The 22,121-nt window shown below is 66.4% G+C and carries 26 protein-coding genes; 8 read left to right on the top strand and 18 right to left on the bottom strand.

The window, feature by feature from the left end:
- Window positions 1–106: 106 nt before the first annotated feature.
- From ACH4YL_RS04640 to ACH4YL_RS04685, 10 genes are all read right to left on the bottom strand, one after another.
- Window positions 107–409: a hypothetical protein gene (locus tag ACH4YL_RS04640; RefSeq protein WP_398504810.1), complete on the bottom strand. Its 303-nt coding sequence runs from the start codon at window positions 407–409 to the stop codon at window positions 107–109.
- A 13-nt stretch (window positions 410–422) separates the two neighbouring features.
- Entirely contained in the window at window positions 423–617 is a 195-nt protein-coding gene (locus ACH4YL_RS04645) for a hypothetical protein (protein ID WP_142214576.1), read from the bottom strand.
- Window positions 618–627: 10 nt separating this feature from the next.
- Window positions 628–819: a mobile element transfer protein gene (locus ACH4YL_RS04650; RefSeq protein ID WP_362677745.1), complete on the bottom strand. Its 192-nt coding sequence runs from the start codon at window positions 817–819 to the stop codon at window positions 628–630.
- Window positions 789–1,001: a hypothetical protein gene (locus ACH4YL_RS04655; protein ID WP_398504813.1), complete on the bottom strand. Its 213-nt coding sequence runs from the start codon at window positions 999–1,001 to the stop codon at window positions 789–791. The genes ACH4YL_RS04650 and ACH4YL_RS04655 overlap by 31 nt, the downstream gene beginning before the upstream one ends.
- Window positions 1,002–1,018: 17 nt before the next feature.
- Window positions 1,019–1,630, bottom strand: coding sequence for a DUF2637 domain-containing protein (locus ACH4YL_RS04660; protein WP_398504815.1), 612 nt, complete (start codon window positions 1,628–1,630; stop codon window positions 1,019–1,021).
- 78 nt (window positions 1,631–1,708) lie between these two features.
- Entirely contained in the window at window positions 1,709–3,049 is a 1,341-nt protein-coding gene (locus ACH4YL_RS04665) for an FtsK/SpoIIIE domain-containing protein (RefSeq protein ID WP_398504817.1), read from the bottom strand.
- 4 nt (window positions 3,050–3,053) lie between these two features.
- The gene (locus ACH4YL_RS04670) at window positions 3,054–3,404 is read right to left on the bottom strand and encodes a hypothetical protein (RefSeq protein WP_361905370.1); all 351 of its coding nucleotides are present in this window, start codon (window positions 3,402–3,404) and stop codon (window positions 3,054–3,056) included.
- A 126-nt stretch (window positions 3,405–3,530) separates the two neighbouring features.
- The gene (locus tag ACH4YL_RS04675; RefSeq protein ID WP_398504819.1) at window positions 3,531–4,259 is read right to left on the bottom strand and encodes a GntR family transcriptional regulator; all 729 of its coding nucleotides are present in this window, start codon (window positions 4,257–4,259) and stop codon (window positions 3,531–3,533) included.
- Between the two features lie 95 nt (window positions 4,260–4,354).
- Window positions 4,355–4,798 carry an ATP-binding protein gene (locus ACH4YL_RS04680; protein ID WP_398504821.1) on the bottom strand — a complete coding sequence of 148 codons (444 nt, stop codon included), beginning with the start codon at window positions 4,796–4,798 and terminating at the stop codon, window positions 4,355–4,357.
- Between the two features lie 284 nt (window positions 4,799–5,082).
- Window positions 5,083–5,823: a GntR family transcriptional regulator gene (locus ACH4YL_RS04685; RefSeq protein ID WP_398504823.1), complete on the bottom strand. Its 741-nt coding sequence runs from the start codon at window positions 5,821–5,823 to the stop codon at window positions 5,083–5,085.
- Window positions 5,824–5,958: 135 nt separating this feature from the next.
- Here ACH4YL_RS04685 and ACH4YL_RS04690 point away from each other — a divergent pair, with 135 nt between their 5' ends.
- On the top strand, window positions 5,959–6,999 hold the full coding sequence (locus ACH4YL_RS04690) for a DUF1152 domain-containing protein (protein ID WP_398505592.1): 1,041 nt from the start codon (window positions 5,959–5,961) through the stop codon (window positions 6,997–6,999).
- Between the two features lie 128 nt (window positions 7,000–7,127).
- Here ACH4YL_RS04690 and ACH4YL_RS04695 read toward each other — a convergent pair whose 3' ends face one another.
- The 4 genes from ACH4YL_RS04695 to ACH4YL_RS04710 form a co-directional block, all read right to left on the bottom strand.
- A complete protein-coding gene (locus ACH4YL_RS04695; RefSeq protein WP_398504825.1) occupies window positions 7,128–7,601 on the bottom strand; it encodes a hypothetical protein in 474 nt (157 codons plus the stop codon).
- A gap of 700 nt (window positions 7,602–8,301) precedes the next feature.
- Complete coding sequence (locus ACH4YL_RS04700) at window positions 8,302–8,520, bottom strand: hypothetical protein (protein WP_398504827.1); 219 nt, start codon at window positions 8,518–8,520, stop codon at window positions 8,302–8,304.
- A gap of 574 nt (window positions 8,521–9,094) precedes the next feature.
- The gene (locus ACH4YL_RS04705) at window positions 9,095–9,526 is read right to left on the bottom strand and encodes an SMI1/KNR4 family protein (RefSeq protein WP_398504829.1); all 432 of its coding nucleotides are present in this window, start codon (window positions 9,524–9,526) and stop codon (window positions 9,095–9,097) included.
- A gap of 367 nt (window positions 9,527–9,893) precedes the next feature.
- Window positions 9,894–10,412 carry a proline dehydrogenase gene (locus ACH4YL_RS04710; RefSeq protein WP_398504830.1) on the bottom strand — a complete coding sequence of 173 codons (519 nt, stop codon included), beginning with the start codon at window positions 10,410–10,412 and terminating at the stop codon, window positions 9,894–9,896.
- A 524-nt stretch (window positions 10,413–10,936) separates the two neighbouring features.
- Here ACH4YL_RS04710 and ACH4YL_RS04715 point away from each other — a divergent pair.
- Entirely contained in the window at window positions 10,937–11,245 is a 309-nt protein-coding gene (locus tag ACH4YL_RS04715; RefSeq protein ID WP_398504832.1) for a hypothetical protein, read from the top strand.
- 191 nt (window positions 11,246–11,436) lie between these two features.
- Complete coding sequence (locus ACH4YL_RS04720) at window positions 11,437–11,838, top strand: hypothetical protein (protein ID WP_398504834.1); 402 nt, start codon at window positions 11,437–11,439, stop codon at window positions 11,836–11,838.
- Window positions 11,839–11,992: 154 nt separating this feature from the next.
- Here the strand turns inward: ACH4YL_RS04720 and ACH4YL_RS04725 are convergent, their stop codons facing one another.
- The gene (locus ACH4YL_RS04725; RefSeq protein WP_398504836.1) at window positions 11,993–12,712 is read right to left on the bottom strand and encodes a hypothetical protein; all 720 of its coding nucleotides are present in this window, start codon (window positions 12,710–12,712) and stop codon (window positions 11,993–11,995) included.
- A 302-nt stretch (window positions 12,713–13,014) separates the two neighbouring features.
- Window positions 13,015–13,233: a DUF6959 family protein gene (locus ACH4YL_RS04730; RefSeq protein WP_398504838.1), complete on the bottom strand. Its 219-nt coding sequence runs from the start codon at window positions 13,231–13,233 to the stop codon at window positions 13,015–13,017.
- Between the two features lie 276 nt (window positions 13,234–13,509).
- Here ACH4YL_RS04730 and ACH4YL_RS04735 point away from each other — a divergent pair, with 276 nt between their 5' ends.
- The 3 genes from ACH4YL_RS04735 to ACH4YL_RS04745 all read left to right on the top strand — a co-directional run bounded on the left by ACH4YL_RS04735 (window position 13,510) and on the right by ACH4YL_RS04745 (window position 15,977).
- Window positions 13,510–13,860: a hypothetical protein gene (locus tag ACH4YL_RS04735; RefSeq protein ID WP_398504839.1), complete on the top strand. Its 351-nt coding sequence runs from the start codon at window positions 13,510–13,512 to the stop codon at window positions 13,858–13,860.
- 649 nt (window positions 13,861–14,509) lie between these two features.
- Entirely contained in the window at window positions 14,510–14,797 is a 288-nt protein-coding gene (locus ACH4YL_RS04740; protein ID WP_398504841.1) for a hypothetical protein, read from the top strand.
- 688 nt (window positions 14,798–15,485) lie between these two features.
- A complete protein-coding gene (locus tag ACH4YL_RS04745; RefSeq protein WP_398504843.1) occupies window positions 15,486–15,977 on the top strand; it encodes a hypothetical protein in 492 nt (163 codons plus the stop codon).
- A 643-nt stretch (window positions 15,978–16,620) separates the two neighbouring features.
- On the opposite strand, the gene ACH4YL_RS04750 is transcribed toward ACH4YL_RS04745, so the two are convergent.
- Window positions 16,621–18,375 carry a protein kinase gene (locus ACH4YL_RS04750; RefSeq protein ID WP_398504845.1) on the bottom strand — a complete coding sequence of 585 codons (1,755 nt, stop codon included), beginning with the start codon at window positions 18,373–18,375 and terminating at the stop codon, window positions 16,621–16,623.
- Window positions 18,376–18,576: 201 nt separating this feature from the next.
- Between ACH4YL_RS04750 and ACH4YL_RS04755 the strand changes: the two genes are divergently transcribed.
- Together ACH4YL_RS04755 and ACH4YL_RS04760 are read left to right on the top strand one after the other, a co-directional pair.
- Entirely contained in the window at window positions 18,577–18,840 is a 264-nt protein-coding gene (locus tag ACH4YL_RS04755; protein WP_398504847.1) for a hypothetical protein, read from the top strand.
- A gap of 330 nt (window positions 18,841–19,170) precedes the next feature.
- Window positions 19,171–20,130: a hypothetical protein gene (locus tag ACH4YL_RS04760; protein ID WP_398504849.1), complete on the top strand. Its 960-nt coding sequence runs from the start codon at window positions 19,171–19,173 to the stop codon at window positions 20,128–20,130.
- Between the two features lie 509 nt (window positions 20,131–20,639).
- Here ACH4YL_RS04760 and ACH4YL_RS04765 read toward each other — a convergent pair.
- Window positions 20,640–21,860 (bottom strand): FG-GAP-like repeat-containing protein, encoded by a 1,221-nt coding sequence (locus ACH4YL_RS04765; RefSeq protein ID WP_398504851.1) that lies wholly within the window; start codon window positions 21,858–21,860, stop codon window positions 20,640–20,642.
- Window positions 21,861–22,121: the final 261 nt, after the last annotated feature.

The raw sequence follows: 22,121 nt of genomic DNA on the forward strand, positions 1-22,121 counted from the left end.
TGTCTCCGGTAGTAATGGAGCTGTCCTTTCGACAGTGGTCGGGAGGGTCAGTGCCTGCCGGGGCGGCGGGATGCTTGGCGGTATCGAGGCCGCCCCGGCAGGCCGGTCAGCGCGTTCGCGCGCTGTTGAGCTGGGAGCGCAGCACCAGGGCCGCTATGGAGACGGACACAGCCGTTATGGCGACCGTGGCCAGGAGTGCGGTCAGCACGACGCCAACCACGAGGACGGCAGCGACAGCCCCGACGCCGAGACCCACGTACGGGGCGACCGGTCGCGCGGCAGGAGCCACCTGAGCGTGCTGGCAGGCGCAGACGGCCACGGAGTGCTGCCGCTCGGCAGGCGGGGCCGAGGTGATCAGGTGCGCGGTCGGGACAGGCGGAGCGACGGGCAGTTTCGGGCGGAGTAGCACGGCAGTTCTCCTCTCACTTGTTGGTGCCGTTGACGACGTCGACTCCGGAGCGCGTGCCGGACTCGATCGCCGGAGCAAGGAAGGTCTGAGAGAGCCAGAAGCCGAAGAGCGCGATCACGACAGCGACCCAGAGGCGGATGCCGAGGAACTTGATCGCAGCCCAGGCGATGACGCCGAGGACGAAGACGAGCGGCAGACTCACGGTCACTGGAAGCTCCTCAGCGGACGGAACAGCGGTGAGTACGGGCAGCCAGCTCGGCGGCGGCGCGACTGTCGAAGTCGGTGGAGAAGCCACACCGCGGAGCCGTACAGGCAGCGGCGTGCTTCTCGCGGCCCCGGCCGTCGTAGTACGTGCCGACCTGGACCGGGCCGACGCGGATCACGCGTCGGAAGCGCGGCTGTGCGGGCATGAGTGGGTCCCTTCCTGGGTGAGTTGGGCGGTGTGGTCGATGAGCCAGCGGCGGATCTCGGCGGCTTCCTGCTCGTCGGCGTTGAGGATCACCGGCTCTGCCAGGAGCACGGCTTCAACGAAGTGGTTCTGGCGGGTCAGTTCGGCCGCGCGCTTGAGCGTGCGGAGCGTGGACGGACGCAACGGCGTTTCCTTGTCGGTCAGGTGAGTTGGACGGCGATGGCCTCGGCGAGCGGCATCGGGACACCGAGCCGGGCGCGAAGAGTGGCGGTGTCGATCGGCGCTCCCGTGCGCGTGCGGTGTTCCGCCGCGACCTTCCGGGCGTGGTCGACTAGAGCGGCCGGGAGCTGGTCAGGCGTGCGAGGTGGTTCGGGAGTCGCGGGCAGCGCGGGCGGCTCCGGCTCAACAGCAGGCACGGGGGCCGATTCCTCGACTGCTTCCGTACGCTCGTTGGCCCCGTGGGCGAGCAGCGTGCCGCCGAGGAAGGCGACCGCTGGCCAGCCCGCCACGGTGATGCGGAGCCACGCCGGAACGTTGTCGAGGTCGAGCAGTCCCGCTGTGGCCACGTTCGCGCCGAGGCTCGCGGCGATGGCCACCAGGAACCATGACCAGCCGGCCGCCCTGGAACCCCCGGACCGCAGCCGCTTCCAGGCAGCGACCATCAGCAGGTCGACGCTGACCGGATAGGCCCACGCCTTCCAACCGTCCTGGCCGGCTGCCACGGCCAGGTCATGAAGGTGCGCGAACGAGAGCGCGGCGGCGATGACCGCCTGGATCAGGACGGCGTCGACACGGACGGGCAGCGCACGCACGGCAGGACCTCCGGTTTCGGGGCATGGCGGGATAGGGACTCGGCGCGATGCGGTCACGCCAGCCGAGGGATTGAGCGCTCAGCCCGCCGGACTCAGCTCGGCCGAGGCGTACGGCCGGAAGGCCTCCAACGCCGGTATGTGCGGAGTGAGATGGAGCGAGTCACGGCAGGTCGCCGCAGCGTCCGCGAGCGAGAGGTACGGCGTACGAATGCGGGACCAGCCGCCTGACGACTCGCCGACGACCGCCAGCCCAGGCACTTCGGGGGCGATGGCGGACGCGACGTACACCGCCTCAGGAGCGATGTCGCCGAGCGCCATCTTGGCCGACGCCTCGTCGTTCACCCGGTGGCACACGCGGCCTGTGAGCTGGGCCCGGAGCATGGTCGCTCCCTTGCCCAGTTCGGCCCCGAAGCGCTGCCCGCAGACCTCCAGATAGATGCCCGCGGCCCGTCCGAGCTGAGCGAGACGGATCAACTGAGTGACCATCTCGTCGCGCCGTTCCTCGTCCTTGCGTGTGGCGACGAGGAAGAGTTCCGCGACCTCGTCGACGAAGAGCACAATCGGGGCGGGCCGTTCGTCATCCGGCAGACCCCATATGTCAGAGGTGATCTCCTCGTCCGGGACACCGGGAGCGATGCTCTGCCGGGCCCGGATGAGGTCGTACCGGTCCTCCATCTCCTGTACGAGTACGGGCAGCAGCTCGGCGGCCTCATCGGGGTCCGTGGCAAGGGCCGAGAGCCGGGGCGCGAAGGGAGCGAGCTCCACACCGCGCTTGCAGTCGATGCCGACGAGCGCCACGGGCTGATCCGCCAGCGCCGCCAGCAGGTTGCGAAGGAACATGGACTTTCCGGAGAGCGTGGCTCCGAGGACCAGTTGGTGAGGGATGGCCCGGTAGTCGCGTACGAACGGCGTCGCGTCCTCCCGGAGAGCCACGGGTACGGCGAGAAGGTCTCTCTCCGCCCGACGCGGCATCTTCACGTCCCGCAGCACGTCGAAGCCGACGAGCAGCAGCTCGACGACGCCCGGCTTGATGCTCCGGACGTGCACGGCGTGAACGCCCCAGGCGTGCCTGAGCCGTTCACACGAGGCAGCCACGTCGGCCGGCTCCTGGCCGGGGGCCAGGCGGAGCCGTACCCGGAGCCCCGTCGCAGTCGGGCGAACCAGACCGCGACGGGGAGGGACCGGGCGCACCTCGCGACGAGTGGTCGCCCTGACAGCTAGCGCCCGCAGACGGGACGGCGGAACCGTGAGTCCGCACGCATCCATGGTGGAGCCGTACGAGACCAGAAGCCGGGCCGTCGAGAGGGGCAGGCCGACCATGGACCAGTAGACGGCGGGGTGCGCCTTGCGGGCGTAGGCCACCCCGCCAACGGCGGTAAGTGCTCCCCCGAGTTCGGCGAGCGTCACCAGGTCAGCCACGGGATCAGCCCTCCTGCCCGGCCGGGTACGCGCCGGGAGCGATCGCAGTCGCACGGAAGGCGATGCCGTGACGAGCCTGACCGTTGAAGACGCTCTCCCACGGCCGGGCGACCAGGCCCGGCAGCGAGACGGGCGCACCTACGGCGAGCCCGTCCATGACGCCGCTCTGCGGAATGGTCACCGCGATCAGGGAGGACTCCCCCTGGTCGATGTAGACGACGCCGATCGTCATCAGACCCTCGCCGGTTACGGCGTCCTTGGCGATCTCACCGGTCTGCCGGTCGCGCAGCTTCGGCGCCGGAGCCTCGGTCATCAGGACCGTTGCCGTCGAGGTGTCGATTCGCATCACACGCACTGAAAGTTCTCCTCTGTTTGGACCTGCCAAGACCTGACAGGTTGACTTAGCAAGTTCGAAAGTAGGGATGCCAGGTTGACTTGTCAAGTGATTCAAGTGGCTTGCTGGACAGATCGGTTGGGGATCTCAGGCGAGTCGGTACGTGTCTTCGAGTTCCTGCCGGTCCGCAGGCAACAGCACATCGGTCACCTGGAGGGCCTGCCCGGACGCATCGAAGGCCACGACGAGCACGCTGAGCAGGGGGTCCCCGGCAGCCATGCCGAGAAGATCGCCCTCTTCCTTGGTCGCCAGTCGAGCGGAAACGCGTTCCGTCACGTGGTCGAAGCGCACGCGCTTCCGCGACTCCAGGTGCTCGCGGAGGCCGCCCTGAATCGGCTCAGGACCAGCAAGGTCCGTACCGTCGACCAGACTTGCAGGGAAGTACGACGAGGCCAGCTCGACCGGTTCGCCCCCATCCTCGATCAGCAACCGCCGTACGAGGATCTTGGCCCGCTTGGGTACGCCGAGCAGCGAAGCCACACGCGGAGGCACGGGCACTTCTCCTACTTCGACCAGGCGGCCCGCAGCTTGGGACTCATCGCGCTCCAGCGATTCGCGACCACGCCGGTCCTTTTGCTCGACCGCTTCCCGTTGGCCGCGCACGATGGTGCCGTACCCCTGCCGAGACTCAAGCCAACCGTCCCGCTTGAGGAGTTCGAGGGCCCGAACGACGGTCGGGCGCGACATGCCGAAGGCTTGAACAAGCTGGTTCTCGCTCGGGATGAGAGTGCCGGGCGGGTACGTGCCGTCCTCGATCCGACCTTGGAGCGCCTGCGCCAGCCGCACGTACTTGGGTGCAGCCACTTCGTACGCCATAGCGTCGCCCGTCCCGGATTGGCCTAGTCAACTGGTCAACCAGTCTAGCTAGCTTGCCCGCAAGCAGGCTAGCTCGCGCGCAAGACCGACGAGGGTCACGACTTCCAGGCGCCGTCGACGAGGAAGGAAACCACCGTGCCGCCGAAGGGACTGGGCCCTGCACTCCACGAATCCGACAGCTCATTGACCAGGCAGAGTCCGCGCCCGTGCGCTGCGTCGGCGGTCGGCTTCCGCATCCTGACGTGCGCCGGGAATCCGGGATTGTGGACGTCGACCCGCAGAGCCTCATTCACGCGCCACCACTCGACGCGCACCCGCCACTCGTCCTCCGCCTCCCCGTACAGGATCGCGTTCGTGACGAGTTCGGAGATCATCAAGACGCAGTCGTCGAGCGAGCACGAAAGGTCGTAGGGATCTAAGAACTTCCGGAACCACCGCCGCGCTCGGGCAACCGATTCGGGTTCCGGGTAGAGGGTCATGCCACCGATCGAGACCGGGTCAGAGCCCGTTTCGTGGCGTCGGTCATCGGCATCAGTCATGCGCTCCGCTCCCTACCGGTGCCGTCGCAGTCGAGACAGCGCCGCTTGGACGTAGTGCGAGCGCGACCGTCGGCAGCGGAGGCCGCCAGGGCAGAGCGGGAACCAACGCGCTTCCAGCCCCGACCCCGGCAACCCACGCATGGCGCATGCGCGTTGCGCGCTAACCCTGCGCCGTCTTTGATCACGTCCGCGCCCCCTTCCAGTAAGTGGCCTTAGCCACTTACTGGATAGTGGCATTGGCCACTTGGAGCGCGCAAGTGGTTCGAAGACAGCGCCACAGGTTTCTACGTGATCGGGTAGCCCTGCTCGAAGGCCCAACGCCCAGGCGGGTAGGTCGCTTCGGCGAACTCCAGCGGACGATCCTGCATGTCAAAGACGATGTGATGCACGATCAACACAGCTGAGTCGGCAGGCAACTTGAGGTCCGCCGCCTCCTCCTCGGTGGCCACTCGGGCACACATCCGGTCCTCGGCGTAGCTGCCTTGACGTCCCGTCATGCTCTCGACGTACATCAACGTGCCCTCCCGAATCCGGTCCGGCTCCAGCAGCTTGGGCGCGCGTTCACCGACCGCGGCAGCGAACCACGACGTAGAGAGCGTGATCGGCCCGGACTCGTTGTTGGTCACCCGCCGGCGGTGCACGGCACGACTGCCGGGTGTCAGGTTCAGCGCCTCGGCGACGTAGTCGGGAGCGTCCAGCCAGCCCGCCGAGGTGATATCCGCGTACTCGCCCGGCGTATAGATCTTGCCCGTCTGCCTGGCGCGGCCGTACAACTCACGTGCGCGCCGGTTCACTTGCAGACCTCGGACGTACGTCCCCGATCCTTGCCGCTTCTCCACGAGCCCTTGGTGACTCAGGGCTTCAAGCGACCGCGCAGCCGTGGGCCGCGACACGTTCCAGTCGGCCGCCAGCTGCCTCTCCGACGGAACCTCATCCCCCGGCCGCAAGTCACCGCGCAAGATCTGATCGCGGATGTGATGCGCGATCTGCAGGTACTTGGGCTGGGTCTCTTCAATCTGCGGCATCCGAGCCCCTTCCCTAAGTGGCTATTACCTCTGGCCACTATAGGGTGAGTGGCCAGGTAGCTAACCCGTACGCTGACGCGGGTGACGCGCTTGATCGTGGCAGCAGGTGGAGGGGGCGACGCAGTCGCCGCCGCAATGCTCGACGCCGCCCTGTACGGCGACGAGGCCCCAGCGGTCGTCCTCACGTACGCGTGGGATCGCCTCCTGGTCGACCCGGTCCCGGGTCCACGAGGTCCGGCGAGCTTCACAGGCCTGCGCCCGCTGACGAGAAGCGTGCAGGCAGTACCCGGTGATGCCCGTCCGGTGGCTCCCGCAGGCTCGACCCTCCCGCGGCTCGCAGCGGAGCTCCCGCAGGCTTTCGCCCTCATCGATCCCCATCACGGTGCCGAGGGCATCACACGTCAGCTCGAAGAACTCATCCAGCACCTGGAGCCCGAGTCGATCGACCTCCTGGACGTCGGAGGCGACATCCTCGCGCGGGGCGACGAGCCGACATTGCGCAGCCCACTCGCGGACGCCCTCACGCTTGCGGCGTGCTGCCAAGTCAACGCCCCTGTACGGCTGCTGGTGGCAGGCCCCGGCCTCGACGGCGAAATCCCCACCGAGGACCTGCGCGACCGCATGGGCCCAACGCTCCTGACCCTCACGGCCGAACACGTCGAGCCGGTCAGCTCGGTCCTCGAATGGCACCCCTCGGAAGCAACGGCCATGCTCGCCGCCACAGCCCGAGGCGTCCGCGGCCTGTGCGAAGTCCGCGACGCCGGCCTCCCGGTCCCCCTCACCGACGAGGGCCCCACCATCCACGAAGCCGACCTGGACGACGCCCTCACCCGCAACAAGCTGGCTCGCGCCATCCTCACCTCGGAAACGCTCGAAGAAGTCGAGCAGCACAGCCGCGAAATCTGCGGCTACTCCGAAATCGACTACGAACGCAACAAGGCCAGTTGGCTCGGCAGCCAGCCAGAGCAGAAGCTCGACCCGGGGACCACGCTCCGCCAACTCGACCAGTTCGAGGCTCAAGCACGCGCCCGCGGGGTCACCCACACGACGTTCCGCCGCCTTACCGAGGCCTTCGACCTCAATGGCAAACAGCGCCAGGACCTCAGAGCCCTCCTGCTCAGCAGCCGCCCGGAGCAGTACCAAGCCCCGCTCTGGCACATCGAATCCCGCAGCTGATGACGCTTGTTGAAACCTACGACCTGCTGCTCAGAGGCGGGATCAAAACAGGCTCAATGGAATTACCCGTCCCTCGTGTGGTCTTTCCCGGTGTGTCGGAGTGCGTGGGTGTACGGCCGGAGAGCTGCCTATGCGAACAAGCCACCTGCCGACTCAGGCACGTCCCCAAGGGCCAGCTTCGACCTGCAGGACATCACCGCCGAGCCGGCCCAGTCCCGCACGGCAGCTACATCGTCAGCGATGTCGAACAGGTCGTGGGCTGTCTGTTGGGCCTCTCGGACCCAGTCGGCGAAAGGTTCTTCGGCCATGACCGCAGCCAACCTCTCGCGGGCCGCGGTTGCATCGCCGACAAGCCCAGCTGCCACGCCGGCGTTGAAGCTGTCCCACAGATAGCCGGGTCGGGTTGGTCGGGACATCAGGCAGCGAGCCACAACGTTCAGGTCAGAAAAGCGGTCCCTGATACCGGTCACCTGATGTTCAGCAGAGTCGGCGAGTGCCGCAGCCACGGAAGCGAACTGTGTCTCGTCGCGAAACGGTTCCGTCCCCTGGACTCGCTCAACGAAGTCGAAAGTCACATGGTCGACGTTCTGCCACAGCCACATCACGCCAACGGTCAGCCCGCTGCCCTGGCTCCACTGCGGCGATGGGAACTCGACGACACCAACCCACCACCCGTGATCATCGAGCCAGAGTCGCGATCGGCCCCGCTGGCTGAGGCCAAGAGGTCGAAGTCGTTGCCGAGCTGCCGCGGCGACCAGCCGTGAAGCAGGAGACGTAGCTGCCATGCCCAGCATCCTCTCCCACCACCAAACGCCCCTCGCCGCCGGTCGCTTCGTGCTCCAAGGCCTGAGTAACAACTCTCTCTACGGATTCAAGGCTCCTCGCTCCGCGCGTCGCGCGCTCCCCGGCTCACCGCCGGGGCCCTGCGCTCCTGTCTCCGCCCCGCTCTGGGCCCCGGCTACGCCGGTCGCGCAACTAGAGCGAGAGATCCTGACTGAGGGGAACCGTCAGGCACGAGACATGCCTCCGGCGGGGGCGCTCAGACTCCGGGATGGGAGGGGCGGCGTTCGCGAGTGCCGGCCGGAGCGTGGTCAGCGTTGTGGGCTCCCATCCCGACCACCTTCGACCCAGGCAGAGCCGAGCAGTCGCGGCCCAGGGCGTCAAGGTCGTTCGTACAGTGGCGCGCTCCACCTTGACGCCCTGAACCACGCCCGCTCCACGGAGTGTGGGCCGAAGGCGGACGGGATGGGAGCCAGGCTGAGTGGTGGGTTAAGGGAGGCTCGACGAGGTGCAGGCTGAGGATCAGTACGCCGTACCGTCGTCGCCAGTCACGGGCTTCGCGTAGTCGAGCATGTACTCAAGCAGTCCCCTGCTCAGTGAGCCGCCTTCGAGATCCTCAACCTCGACGTAAGTGACATCACCCTTGGTGAACACCCCAGTCACACGAAAGTCGCGGTCGTGCTGCGGGTAATCCGGGATGCGTCGAGCCCAGACGGAGCCGATCCGTGGCTGTGCGGTCATGCCGTGAGGCTACCGTGCCCCTCACGTGCCCGATCGAGCGGGAAGCTACGGGGAACTACGGGCAATCGCGGTGCGACCACACGAGAACGGCCCCCGACCAAGTTGGCTGGTCAGGGGCCGATCTCATCGCGCTACCTGCGGTGGGTGTGGGATTTGAACCCACGGTCACATCGCTGCGACGACGGTCTTCAAGACTGTCCGCCGACAGCGGTCAGCGGCTCAGGCCTTGCTTGTGCAGCGCGGCCGATGCCCGGAAGCGGATGCGCCCACACTGCTCACGATCTTCCTCCGAAGTGTCCTCAGAGCAGCAGCAGTGGGATGCGAGCCGACGAAGATCCTCGGCGTCCAGCCACAGTGAGACGCGTCCCCTGGCCCTCTCGGCTTCCGGATCTGTCGGCTTGATGTCAGGCATGAGCCGCAGCCTAGCCGTGCCCGTTGCGCGCCCGATCCGGCGGGACACAGCGGGGACTCCCGGGGAACAGCGGCATCGATCACGCTCCGACCCAGGTCAAGGAGTTGCCAGGTCAGCCGCCATCCGGATACCCCGTCTTCCAAACTAGGGACATAGAGGGGGCTACCGGTACCAGTCGCCATCGCCCGCGAGGGAACGGTGCAGGTAGTCCTCCAGCTCGCGTGCAGCCCACAGCCGACTGTCATCCTCGTGGCACCAGACGAAGATGTCCGGGCGCTGGGGCGTCAGCACGAAGGCGAACTGGTCGCCCCCGCCGTTGTCGCCGAAGAACAGCAGCGGATCGAAGGGCATGTACAGGCCCGGGAACGTATCGGGGGACCAGAACAGCAGGTTCTGCTCCACAATCCGATCCAGGGACCAAACGACGTCAGTCCCGTACTCGCCGACTATCCCGTTGGTCTCCAGCAGCAGAGCAGTCAGTTGTGCCGGCAAGCCTCGGTCAAGGCGCCGCTCTGCCTCGGCTAGCGCAGTCGCGTCAACGCGTGCCCGGAACTCGACCTCGGCCAAAGCTTCGGCAGCGGCTTCTCTCCACATGGGCGCAGCTTAGGCCGAAGGGCTGACCGCCCCGACAACAGGCTTGTACAGCAGCGCCGTACCGCAACTGCAGCAACCGCCACTGTCCAGTAGCGTCCCTATTGGGCCTTGAAGTGACCGGTGTGACCGTCGCTGACCGATCTGGCTAGAGCTACGGATCAGATGTTCCCCGTGCCACAACCGTGCCAGATCGGGCGGGGAGTCACGGGGAACTGCGGAGGCTGGCAGGAAGCGCGGCCAGCTTCCGCCGAAGACGGCAACCCGCAGGTCGAGGCCCAACTCACCCCACCTCGCCCCTAAAGCGGTTGTCGCCCGGTGCTGGGGCGCCGCGCCTTAGCCTCAGCCACTAGTGGTCGGGTTCGCTGTGTCAGTTCAGGTTGCCGATGGCATTGCGGGCAGCGAGACGGAAGTCCTTGACGGCCTGGTAGAGGATTCGCTCTCGTTCGGTAGCGAGGGCCGTGTCTTCGGCTTTGCGGGTGATGTCTCCCGCGTGAGCGTTGTCAACCATCCGGCGCATGACGTGGGAGAGGTCGCTGGAGGCGTGGGAGACGCGTCCAGCGACGTCCGCGACGGACGACGGCCCCTCGAGGATGACGACTTCAGCAGCGCGGTGGACTTCGCGGGCCAGGGCGATGAAGCGGCGTATCTTCTCGTCGACGTCGGACAGGTCTGGCTCATCCGAACGCAGAGCGTCGAGGACGGCGTCCATGGCGATGTCACGGTCATGGAGAGCGCTCAGGTAGCCGGCGTACGCGTCGCGGCGGTGCTGACGGCGCCACTGAGCATGCTGTGAGCGTGCTTGTGCCCGGCCGGTCACAACCGCGGCGCCCAGGGTGGCGACAGAGCCCACGGCGGCGCCCATCAGCGCGGCGAGTCCTGCATCCATGGGCTCAGTCTGCCGTTCCCGTCGTTCATCCATTGCGCCGGGGCATTGCCCTACAGGCCACCGGAGCCGTTGCAGTACAGCAGTGAAGTACAGCAGTGAAGTACAGCAACCATCGCGACCGCATCCGACCGGCGTCGGCCTCGATCACCCCGGCTGACCAGCCGAACGGACCTCAGCGACCGTTCCGCCTGTAGTTCGCATCGAGGGGACAGGTCAGCGGGAGCACCTTGACTCGGTCATTGAGACTTCGCCGCCCTAGGCATCAGAGAGTCCTACGCGTTGGATGAACAGCCATGGATCAAGGTGTAGCCGCAGTCATCGCAGGAGTAGCTGGCATGGTTGGTGCGCTAGGTGGCGCGGCAGCGGGGGGACTGGCAGCCGTCCGAGGTGCACGCGTTGGAGCGGAAACAGGCGCTCGGGCGTTGCGCGATCAGGTCAGAGATCAAGCTGCTACGGAACATGCGCATTGGCTTAGGGAACAGCGCACAGCCGCGTACACGCTGTTCATCACTACAGCGCAGTTGGTGCAAGAGAAGGCCATGAACTTCGGTCTTGACCCTTCCGACGACAACATGGATCAGCTGCACGATGTGGTTGCAGACTTGAGCAATCTCTCAGGCAGCATCACTCTCATCGGCCCCGAAGCGATGCAACGATCGGCAGAGAGTGTCATCGACGCGGCAGGGATGCTCGAGGGAGCGCTGTACGCGAGGCCTCCTAGAGATGACGGACTGTACGAGATCAGCGAGGAGAGCGCAGAAGCCTACAGTCTCCTATTTAACCTACGCACAACGTTCGTTTCGGCGGCTCGTGAGGTACTTGGAGCTGCCTAGACCTTGAAGGCGGCGCCCCCACCCAAGTTGCAGTGGCACGCAGAGGTCGCGTGCCGTAGCAGTGCCAGCAGGGCGGGCAACCACGGTCAGGACGGTTCCAGTCGAGATGAGCCGGTGACGTGCGCACTGGCCACGCCACACTGCCGTCCTCAAAGACCGGGAGAAATCGCCCTGCCCCTAGACTCCCTGCCGTGGCATATGAGCTGAACTCCTTACTTGGCCGCCTCGTCGGCTTCCGGCTGTACTCCGTGCAATTCGTCTTGGACTACGTTCAACTGAGGTTCGACGGCCCGACCGACGACATGCCCGTACTCACGTGCGACGTGCTGCCAGCCGTCACGCTGTCTGGACAACGGTTCTCGCCGATGGGGACTGGCTGGACTGACGCGCTACGTGGACTCATCTCCCAAAATGTGACCGCCACTGACGAGAAGACCGGCATCGGCGTCAAGGTCGACTTCGTGACCGGCTCCATCCAGTTGCATCCCACCGAGAGCGAACTCGTCGGTCCAGAGATCGCGACGCTCAACGGTTTCGATGATCGCTCCTGGATGACCTGGCGGCCCGGCGAAGATGCCTTCGAAGACCTGTAGCCGCATGTCCTACGCGGCCGTTGTCCCATCCCCTCAGACGATGCCCATGCCGCCACGGAGCGAGGCGGCACGGTCCAGGGCGCCGTCACCTCGAAGCCGTCCTGCAGGACGTCGGCTGCCTGGCCTTTCTCCATACCGGGACAAGGAGCGCTGGTCACGGCTCCGAGTTGGGGGACGGGGCGGGCGATCCGTGCCCGTGCTGCTGGGCGTTCCGGGCTTCCTCCTGTGCACGTAGACGGCGCTGGACTTCCTCACGCCGATGGCGCTGCGTCGCGGTGATCGCCTCCTCGTTCGCGTCTCGATAGCACCTGGACAAGCCCTTGACTTCGTCGGTCAGTTTCTGCACCTTCTCTTCGAGCCTCTTAGATGGCCGCTCGCCGATCAGCGACTCGGTCAGGACGTTCAAGTCCACGGTGTAGCGCAGCTCCTCGACTGGGCCCGCCGGGCCATGTGCTGTGACCGTGAAGTCGAAGGTCATCGGCATGCCGCTGTCGAAACGCTTGTGGGAGTCGAAGAAGTACTCCAGGCGCCGTCTCGGCGGCAGCATCGCAATGGTGCGCGCGAGAGCGTCATTGAGACTGGTGCCAACGTCCTCCCCATGGGATGAGGTCAGCTCCGGTGAAACGCTGATCTTCACGTTCCGTGCCATGGTGGGCCCGATGTTCTCGATGACCAGGTACAGAACCGATGAGCCACGTCCCTCGGCCTGAATGTCGACCACGACGTACGGTTCGTTCTGCTCGCGGCGAGCCTGCTTGGCCTCCTCAAGCTGGCCCGCCGCGGACCTGGCTTGCGATCGGGCATAGAACCCAACCCAGACTGCGGAGAAGAAGGCGGCGCCAGAGACCGCCAATGACCACTGATCAGTGTCCATCACGGCAGGATAGGGGCCTCCGCCGACGCTCCACGCGGGTACTTGCGGGCCCACATGTCCTCTGATCTGGCACAGCAGTTGGCGGAGTACGACCGTGCGTGTACTTCACGAGGCCACGCCAATCCTGAAACAGTGCGACGAATGAGGCGTGCCAGATGCGTGCCAGAACGAGCAGAGAACCGCGGTCAGTAGCGGGCACCTCAACGACCCTCGGCCATCCAACTGGACGACGCTTTACCCAGGTCAAGACCGCTGTCCGCCCAGATCGCACCGTGATTCCCAAGCTCAGGGTCATCGCACGGTCAGTACGGCCGCGGGATCTCGTGCGCTGCCAGCGCAGCGGCGTAGCGCGCCAAGAGCTCGTCGAGGTCGGCCAGCAGCAGGCCGGCAGTCTCCCGCGCCCCGGCCATGTCGCCTCGGTCGAAGGCTTCCACCACTTCAGCGACGTCACCGCGAAGGACGGAGAGAGAGTCACCTTGGATCAGGACGCCGGGGAAGCGGCGGCCGGGCAGGCGCACCACTGCGTTGTTGCCACCGTCCGTGAACAGCTCAGCCTCGACACCTCCATTCGGCTATCCAACCTGACATCGCTACGTGACATCAACGACAGCGGACAGACGCGGCGTTGAACGATCGTGAGCGGTCACTCCCCACGCGGTCAGGTGCCCTATGAGGGCCGTCCGCTCGAACTCCTAAAGGGGTAGTCACCCAGGAGTTGCCTTACGAATCGCCTGGTGGCTGACTCGATCTCAGGGCCTGCTGGCTCCGGCCGGACTGTCACCTGCAACGATTCGCCTGTGAGCTATGACCTTGCTGTATGGGACGGTGACCGTCCACTAGACAACCACCAAGCGGGTTCGGTCTACGACGAGTTCTATGCGCTCTACCTCGAGTCGGATGATGTCGTCGTGCCCCCGGCGCCACGCATCGTGGCCTACGTCGAAGCGCTCGTCGAGCGATACCCGGACGACGTCGACGGCAGTGTCGTATGGGCGTCGCCGCCAGTCATCAACGAGGCCTCGGGGCCGATCGTGTACCTGCTCATGTCCTACAGCAAGGCTGAAGAACTCTCGGAGTACGCCGCTTCGCTGGCTCGCGAGCACGGACTCGTCTGTTTTGATCCGCAGGGAGAATGCCTGCGGCCGTGACCTGTCTGCCCTTTCAGCCGGCGTACCTTCAGGTGCCCGTGCCAGAACAAGGGGGAGAACCACGGCCAGCGCCGGTCATCCCCTACCGCTTTCAACCTTCGTTCTGCGGCCGTTCAGGCAGGTCATGGGCTAGGCCGCACGGCAGCTCGAGAGATTCCCAAGCTGAGAGCCTTGGGAGTCGAGCAGCTCCGGAGTTCTCCTCACGGGTCTGCCGTCGCGGCTTGCTCTGGCCGAGGGCAGTCGGCAGCGTAGCGGAGGCCGGTGGGAGCCCAGCGAGACACACGCGCGCCACGTCGGTTGGCTGCCCCGCTGCCGTGGCTGACTGTCGTCGGCCGAGGCCCACGGAGAGTGCGGTTCTCGGCTAAAACAGGAGGGTAGTGAGGTCGACGTGAGCGATGACCACAGGGAAGAACTACGCTATCGAGCTCCTCGAATGAGGCGTGCCGTGGACCGTCTCAGTTTCCGTCTCATTCACCCACGTTCAGGGTCGTTCAGGCGAGACCCGCAGCCGTCCCCTCGCCAACGGCCAGCCACCCATGAACGCAGCTGAACCCCCTGCACAGAGCCCAACACCCCACCAACACAGTTGGAAACCGTGCGCGCAGCAACCCGTTTGCCCGTGGCTTGGTCCAGTGCCCAAGCTTTGGGCATGACCTCAGAACCGAACACCGCTCCGCCATCAGTCACTCACGTCAACACGATGACCGATGGGGTCAGGCGGGTCTTCACCTGGGAGAGCGACGCACGCATCGAAGTACGCAACTTGGGAGGGGAGATCGTCATTGAGGCTAATGCTGCGGGGCTCAGAACGCTGGCCGGCCACCTGCTCACGCTCGCCGAGGACGGCACGCCCGACGGAACACATCTACACCTAGAGGAGAACAACGGCCTCAAAGACGGCTCCGTCGGCCTGGTCCTGGAACGATGCGACGAATGAGGCGTGCCCCATGCGTGCCAGAACGAGCAGAGAACCGCGGTCACTAGCAGTCAGCTCAGCACCCCTCTGCCATCCGACTGGACGACGCTTTACGCAGGTCAAGGCCGCTGGCCGCTCAGCTCGCGCCGCGATTCCCAAGCTCAGAGCGCGGGTTCGATTCCCGTCACCCGCTCCAGGGAAAGGCCCCAGGCCAGCGGCCCGGGGCTTTGTTGCTGTCTCGGCTGTTGGACGCTCTGGACGCTCCGGACGAGCACGGCCCTCACGTACGGAGCCACGACGGCAAGCGTCTGATCGAGGCTATAGCTGCACAGCGCAGCTCTCTTAGGCTTTGATCGGCGAGGCATCACCCACGAGCGCACCAACACCGGTTGTTGCTGGCGCCACCTCCTACGCGTCAGAGCGCGTTCCAGGCCGAGCGGCTAGGCACGGTAGACGGGCCCAAACACAACCCTGTGAGTGTCTAACTGCGTGACAACGCAGGCGGACAACTGCGGGTGTCCACGCACACCTACGGACCATCACAGCAGATCAGCGCCACACCAACCAAGGCAGAGCCCCCACCCAAGTTGCTTCGGGACGAAGAGGTCTTATCACTAGGTTGCCTAGTTCAAGACCCAGGGCTCGACGGTGCCGAGACCAGGGCGACAATCGCCTGGCCAGAACGTCACGCAGCCTCCACGATGGCCGCATGGACCAGTTTCAGGGCAGCGCTTGGCAGTACGTGGCGGAGGTACTCCACGCCGAGGATCTCCCCATGGTCGCTGCGCATGCGCTTGTTGATGGCTACGACTCCCCTGCCCTGCGTGAGTTGGCCGGCCTGCACCGCCGGAGCGATGCCACTGAGGTCCGCGAACTGTACGTCCAAGCTCTGGACGAGCTTGACGTGCCCCTTCCAGACGAGGAGACAGCTGGCCGACGTCTCCTCGTGAGCCTCGCGTTCGGTCTGACACAAGGCGAGCTGAACCCCAAGGATGTGGCCGACCGGCTAACGATGACCGTCGCTGCTCGCACCAAGGAGGAGACGCAGTTTCTTTCCATCGCCGCCTACTACAGCGAATGGATCGGACCGGACAACCTCCCTGGGTGGGAACACGATCTACAAACCGCAGCCCACTCGTTGACGGCCTCCACCGACCTTGCTCCTGTATCGGCGCACCAGGTTCGCGGCGTAACTGGCTAACCACCTAAGTCGCGCCCTCGTGCCAGACCCGTGCCAGATAGCGCGGGCAACCACGGTTAACCAAGAACAAGAAGCTGGCGGCCTGGAGTATCTCGTGCAGGCATCGTTGCAGGTCATCAGCAGGATGGGTCATTGATGACCGGTGATTCCCAAGCTCTGGCCTCAGGTGAACGGCGAAATGCCCATGCTTTCCAAGTGCGCGAGCGTTGCCTCAAGGCACGCGTCGGCAGACGCCTCATCTGACCTGAAGAACGACTCCGCGCCCAAGACACCACCGGAGACGATCACCATCCAGCGATGCCCCCGTGATCGCTCACCGTCAGCCTTGAAGACCACCGAGCACCCTCGCTCGGCTAGCCACCCCATCAGTTCTACAACGTCCACATCCGTCCCCTCCAGGGGGATCATGCCAGCCACGGGGATGCGGCATCGTCGGGCAGTCTCAGGGCCCTAGGAGGGCGACCAGGCGGAGCGACTGCACTGAGCACGCGGCTACAGCAGCGCCGTACGCAACTGCAGCAACCGTCCCCGTCCAGCCAACTGGCGCGGCCGCCAAAGACCGCCTCCGAAGCGGTCCCGGGCCGTCGCGGGGCTACCACGGTGGCGGCTTGCGCCCCGCCGATACAGCACTGGTTGGGAACGCCTAGCAGCGGGGCAGGGTGCCGCTCTCCTTGGTGAGTTTGGTGCTGTGGGCCCAGCCTTCGGTGTTCGTCCCATCGATACGGGCGTAGATCCACTTGTTGCCGTAGGCGTTGGTGATGTAGCAGTGGTAGTAGAGCTTCACACCGGTCTTGACCACGGTCACGTACTGGCATTCCGCGTACGGCCCGGTGTAGAGGTGGGACGTCTCGGCCAGGTAGCCGTAGCCGTCGCTGCGGTTCTCGTGGCCCCAGCCGGTGCAGGCCGTCGACACCGGAGTGGGCTCCTGCACCGTCGGGCTGGGCTTGGTCTCTGGGGAGGCCGACGGGCTCGCGGTCGGCTTGTCGCCTTCGACGCCGGGCTTCTTCGTGGGGCCCAGCTCCTCGTCCTCGTGACCGTCCGGCTCCTTTGAGGTCGACGGCTTCGAGGACGTGCCGGGAGAACCGGCGGACGACGGGGTGCTGCCGCCGGTCGGCCGGGGGCTGTCCGTGGAGGAGCCGACGCCGGGCGGCGTCGGCCGTGCGCCGTCCGTGGTCGTGCCGCCCTGTTGGGACGTCAGGGCGTAGGTGATGCCGGCGCCTGCGGCGAGGAGCACAACGGCGGCCGCTGCCGCGACGACGGTGCGGTTGCTGCCGCGCCGTGCGCGACGGGCTGCCGTCCGGCTCGTCTCGGGAGCGGGGACTCCGGCGTGGCCCGCGACCGGCGCGCCGTGCTGCGGCAGCGTCGGCGGGAGGTCGGGCTGCGCGTAGCCGGCGTGCGGAGGCTGAGGCTGCGGGGCGGGCTGGGGGAACAGCGGGGGACCGAACCCGGGGGCCGGTGCAGCGGCGGCCGCAGCCCCGGGACCCACCGTGGGAGCGGGAGCGGGTGTCGGCGTCGGAGCGGCGGATGGGAGGTGCACCGTCCCGCCCGAGGCGACGCGCTCGAGCATGCCGCGCGCCTCTTCCGCGGTGGGCCGGTTCTCCGGCTCCTTCGCCATCAGCGCCTGGAGCACCGGCGTGAGCGGTCCCGCCCGGCGGGGCTCCGGCAAGGGCTCGGTGACGATCGCCGACAGGGTGGACCACGCGGACGTGCGGCGGAACGGCGAAGTGCCTTCCACGGCCGCGTAGAGCGTCATGCCGAGCGACCAGATGTCCGACGCGGGACCGGGCTCCCTGCCCTGCGCGCGCTCCGGCGGCAAATAGTCGAGGGAACCGACGAGTTGACCGCTCTGGGTCAGCTTGGCCATGGCGTCGTTGCCGGAGGCTTCCATGCTGGCGATGCCGAAATCGGTGAGCACGACCCTGCCGCCGTGCTCGATCAGCACGTTTCCCGGCTTGACGTCCCGGTGGAGTACGCCGGCCCGGTGCGCGGCGTCGAGCGCGTCCATCAGCTTGGCGCCGATCGCGGCGGCTTCGCGGGGCTCCAGTGTGCCGCGCTCCGTCAGCACGTCGTCGAGCGAGGGCCCGTCGACGAGTTCCATGACGATGACCGGGAGGCCCTGCTCCTCGGTCACGTCGTGCACGGTGACCACGCCGCTGTGCCGGATACGGGCGGCGGCCTGCGCCTCCCGCTGCATCCGGGCCCGCACGTCGGCCAGTTCGGCTGTGGAGGTGTCGGTGAAAGCCCGCAGGACCTTGACGGCGACCTCTCGGTTCAGGAGTTCGTCCACCGCCCGGGCGACCACTCCCATGCCGCCGCGCCCGATCATGGAAGTCACCCGGTAACGCCCGCCGAGTACCTTGCCCGTCAGCTCTCCGCCATGCGCTTCCCCCGCGGTCACCGCACGCTCCGTTCCGTCGTTGTTCGTGAACCATCAATCCGAGTCCTCAAGGGTAGAGGCAGGGGCGTGAGGGGAATGCGGCGGCCGCGCGCAGGTATGTGGCTGCCCATCAGGGTTGTCGCCCATGGCGGGCACGGCGGTCCCGGGCCGTGCGCGCGAGAGCCTCGGCCGAAATCACTGGAGGAACTGTGGGAGGACGAGTTGGTCCAGGAGGCCGGCACCCACTCGATCCTCGACATCTTCCGCGTCGTGGGACCTGACGACGCCTCGGACTACAACACCGTGAGACCCGTAACGGCCGAGGAAGCACGCAAGCTGCTGGGAACAGACAAGTTGACCCATGCGCACGTTTTCAAGGATTTCGAATGCCTCCCCCGGTCGCGATGGATCGGACGATGCGCAGTGCTGCACGACGACGAGGGCAACCCCCAAGAGATCCACTTCTGGGGCCACTCGGGCGACTGAACCGCAAGCCAAGCTTGCAAGTGGCTGACATCCACGCCTGACATCAACGAGGACGTACGCCAGCACACCTGAGCAGCTCGGTACGAAATATGGCTTCTGGCGGGTGAAGTGAGCACATCTCGCCTTCAGTTCGCTTTCAGTTCGGCATATCGACACTCAGAGGTCCGGTTGTTAGGTTGATCGTGATCAACAAAAATGGCCGAACTAGCAGATAAGGTAATGCACTTGAGTGGAACTACCCAAAGCGGTAAAGGGAATGCCGTAAGCCGTCGCACGCTCCTCCGGACCGGCACAGGGATAGCCGCCGCCGCGGCGAGCGGCGGTTTTTCCTTGTTAACGGCTGAAACGGCGCACGCGGACGTCGCCCCGTCGCAGCACTTCGTACTCAAGGGGAACGGCGGCGATCCCGTCGTACGAAGAACGCTCCACCAGCCCTACTGGGCGATGCAGTCCTTCGCCTTCGACCACCTCCACGGGCACATCTACTTCGTGCAGTCCAAGCCCGGGAGCCACAACGGCGACCTCTGGGTGACCAGGACCGACCTGAGCGGCAACGTGCTGGGCGCCATGGCGCTCCACGCGTTCGACCACGGCTCTTCGATGGGGATCCAGCCGAATGCGTCCGGATCTCCGTTCATCTGGCTCGCTGGCGACTACCGGAGCCTGAAACCCGATACGGCCCCCAACAGCCACACGATCTGCCGCATCCTGTACAAGGACGGGGGTCTGATCGACTACCGCACCGGCTCCGGCGTCGCGGAATTCAAGATCGGTCTCTCCGATTTCTGGGACTGTCCGAGACCGTCGATCGATCCCTATACGAACCGGTTGCTCGTCCGGTACATGGGGACGACGAGTCCGTGGCGCCTCGCGCTGTTCAACCTCTCCGATGTCATCGCCCGGGGCATCAACGACGACACTCGTCCCCTCGCCAAGCGCGCCCTGCCGACCAACGCCCAACTCGGCCTCAGCGACTCCGACTTCTTCCAGGGCGTGACCTCGTACGGCCAGTATGCATACCTCTCCTACGGTGGTCCGCCCACGAAGCCCTCGGATCCGGCCAAGCCGTCCTATCTGGTTCGTCTCGATATGAACCAGACCGGGGGGCAGTACAACGAGAAGTACCAGACGACCGCGGGTAACTCGCTGCCCGGTCGCGAACCTCAGGGAATGGCGATCTGGCGGTCGTCCAGCGGCCCGCGGCTCGCGTTCGGCTTCTCCAGCAAGATCGCCGTCAGTCCTGACAAGTTCCAGTCGACCGTCTTCTACAAGAGCGACCTCGCCGGGTAAGTAGCGCTGCGGCCCGGCCCTCTCTGCGTCATCGCGCGGGGAGGGCCGGGCTTCTTCGTGTTCGTTCCGCTCGGAAACGGGCCATCTCAAACGCTAAAGGGCCAACTCGGCCGCTCAGTCACATCAGGGCACCATCGGATGGTGGCTGACTGGCGGCTGCCGGAAGCCCAGCCAGTCGGCGAGGTCCCGCACGAATACCTTCGCCGCCCTCTGCGGCCTCGATCAGGCGCAGGAGCTGCAGCCTGGCCAGGTCGGCGATGGCCTTCGGTACGGCGGCGAGGCGCTCGGCCTCGTCGTGGGCGATAGCGCCGGGCGCGACCCACCTCACGCTTCGGCGTAGGCCACGACGATGACCACGCCGAGTCGATGTGGTTTCCCCGCCCGTACGGGCTGCTTGCACTTCCCCGGCGTGGTGCAGGCGCGTGCATCCGAGGTCGGTACCTGCGCGGCCCGGCGCCACACATGCGAAAAGGGCCTCCGCCCGGAAGCGGAGACCCTTTCCCCCTCGGTCAGAAGAAGCCGTTCAGGTTCCACCAGTCGGTGGCCGTCTCCACGCGCGAGTCCAGCGCGCCGTTGCCGCGGCCCGGGTACACGAGCTGGCAGCCGACGCCTCGGCAGCCTTGGCCGACATAGCTGCTCTTCGTGGTGGTGACGAGGTCGGCACGGCCGTCGCCGGTGACATCGCCCAGGCCCAGGAACGATTCCATGCCGTTCCATCCGCCGCTGCCGATCAGCACACGGGAGCCGAGGGCTCCGGCCTTGCCCGGGTACAGCCACAGCTCACCGGTGGAGGCCTTGCGGGCGATCAGGTCCGCACGGCCGTCACTGTTCATGTCGCCCGCCCCCACCAGGGCGCTCATGGCGGTCCAGCCGCTGCTGCCGATGAGCTTGCGAGCACCGAGGGTGCCGGCGCCGGTGCCGGGGTACAGCCACAGCTTGCCCGTGGCCTTCTCGACGGCCAGCACGTCCGAGCGGCCGTCGCCGGAGAGGTCACCGTAGGCGACGATCCCGCTCATGGCGTTCCAGCCACCGTTGCCCATGAGCTTGCGCGCACCGAGGCTGCCGGTGCCGGCGCCCGGGTACAGCCACAACGTCCCGGTGGACCCGTCGCGGGCGATCACGTCCTCACGGCCGTCACCGCTGAAGTCGCCGTGGCGGACGAGGACGTTCATGGCGTTCCAGCCACTGTTGCCGACCAGCTGCCCGGTGCCGTCGCCGCGCAGGAACCACAGCCGGCCCGCCTTGTCCCGGACGAGGACGTCAGCCCGGAGGTCGGCGTTCAGGTCACCGAAGCCCGCCGCCAGGGGCGCGGTCGTGGCGTACCACTCCGGGTAGGCCGGGAGGAAGCACTCCCGCTCGGTGGGGACGAAGCTCACCGAGCTGACGGTGCGGTGGGAGTAGCCCCACTCGGTACCCGCGGGGTCGGGCTCCCAGATCGAGACGCCGCCGTTCCGGCTGTAGTTCGTGTCGTCGTGCAGACAGGCGAACTTGGACGTGCGGTTCACGACGGACTGGAACGTGTTGTCCCATGTCCCCAGCGTCGCCTTGTTCGCGTTCGTCTTGAACATGGTGCCCGTGCCGTTGTCGGTCTTCCAGGCACAGAAATAGCCTGCCGGGCAGTCGCTGATCGCGGCCTGTGCGGGCGCCGCGCCCGCACCGAGGAGCCCGAGCGAGGTGAGCCCCAGCGTCGTGACCATCGTGGCCAGGCGCCGAAGCAGTGAAACGCGCATTTCTTCCCTCCCTGACGCGGCGCGGAGAGACGCTCGACGTGCCGCGGGAGGAAGATACCTTGCTGACGTGATCACTCCATCGCGCGCGTAGCCATCACATCCCCGGCAGGCCCGGTTCCACGAACGGATCATGGTCGTTGGGCGGGAACGCTGGTCCAACGGCGAGGTCAGGCCGTCGAGCACGGGGATTGCCGACGAAGGAGAGGCACTCGTCACCTGTCCCGGCCCGTTCAAATGAAGCGCACCATCGTGTCCTTGAGC

Source organism: Streptomyces sp. NPDC020681, assembly GCF_044334895.1.
Taxonomy (GTDB): Bacteria; Actinomycetota; Actinomycetes; order Streptomycetales; family Streptomycetaceae; genus Streptomyces.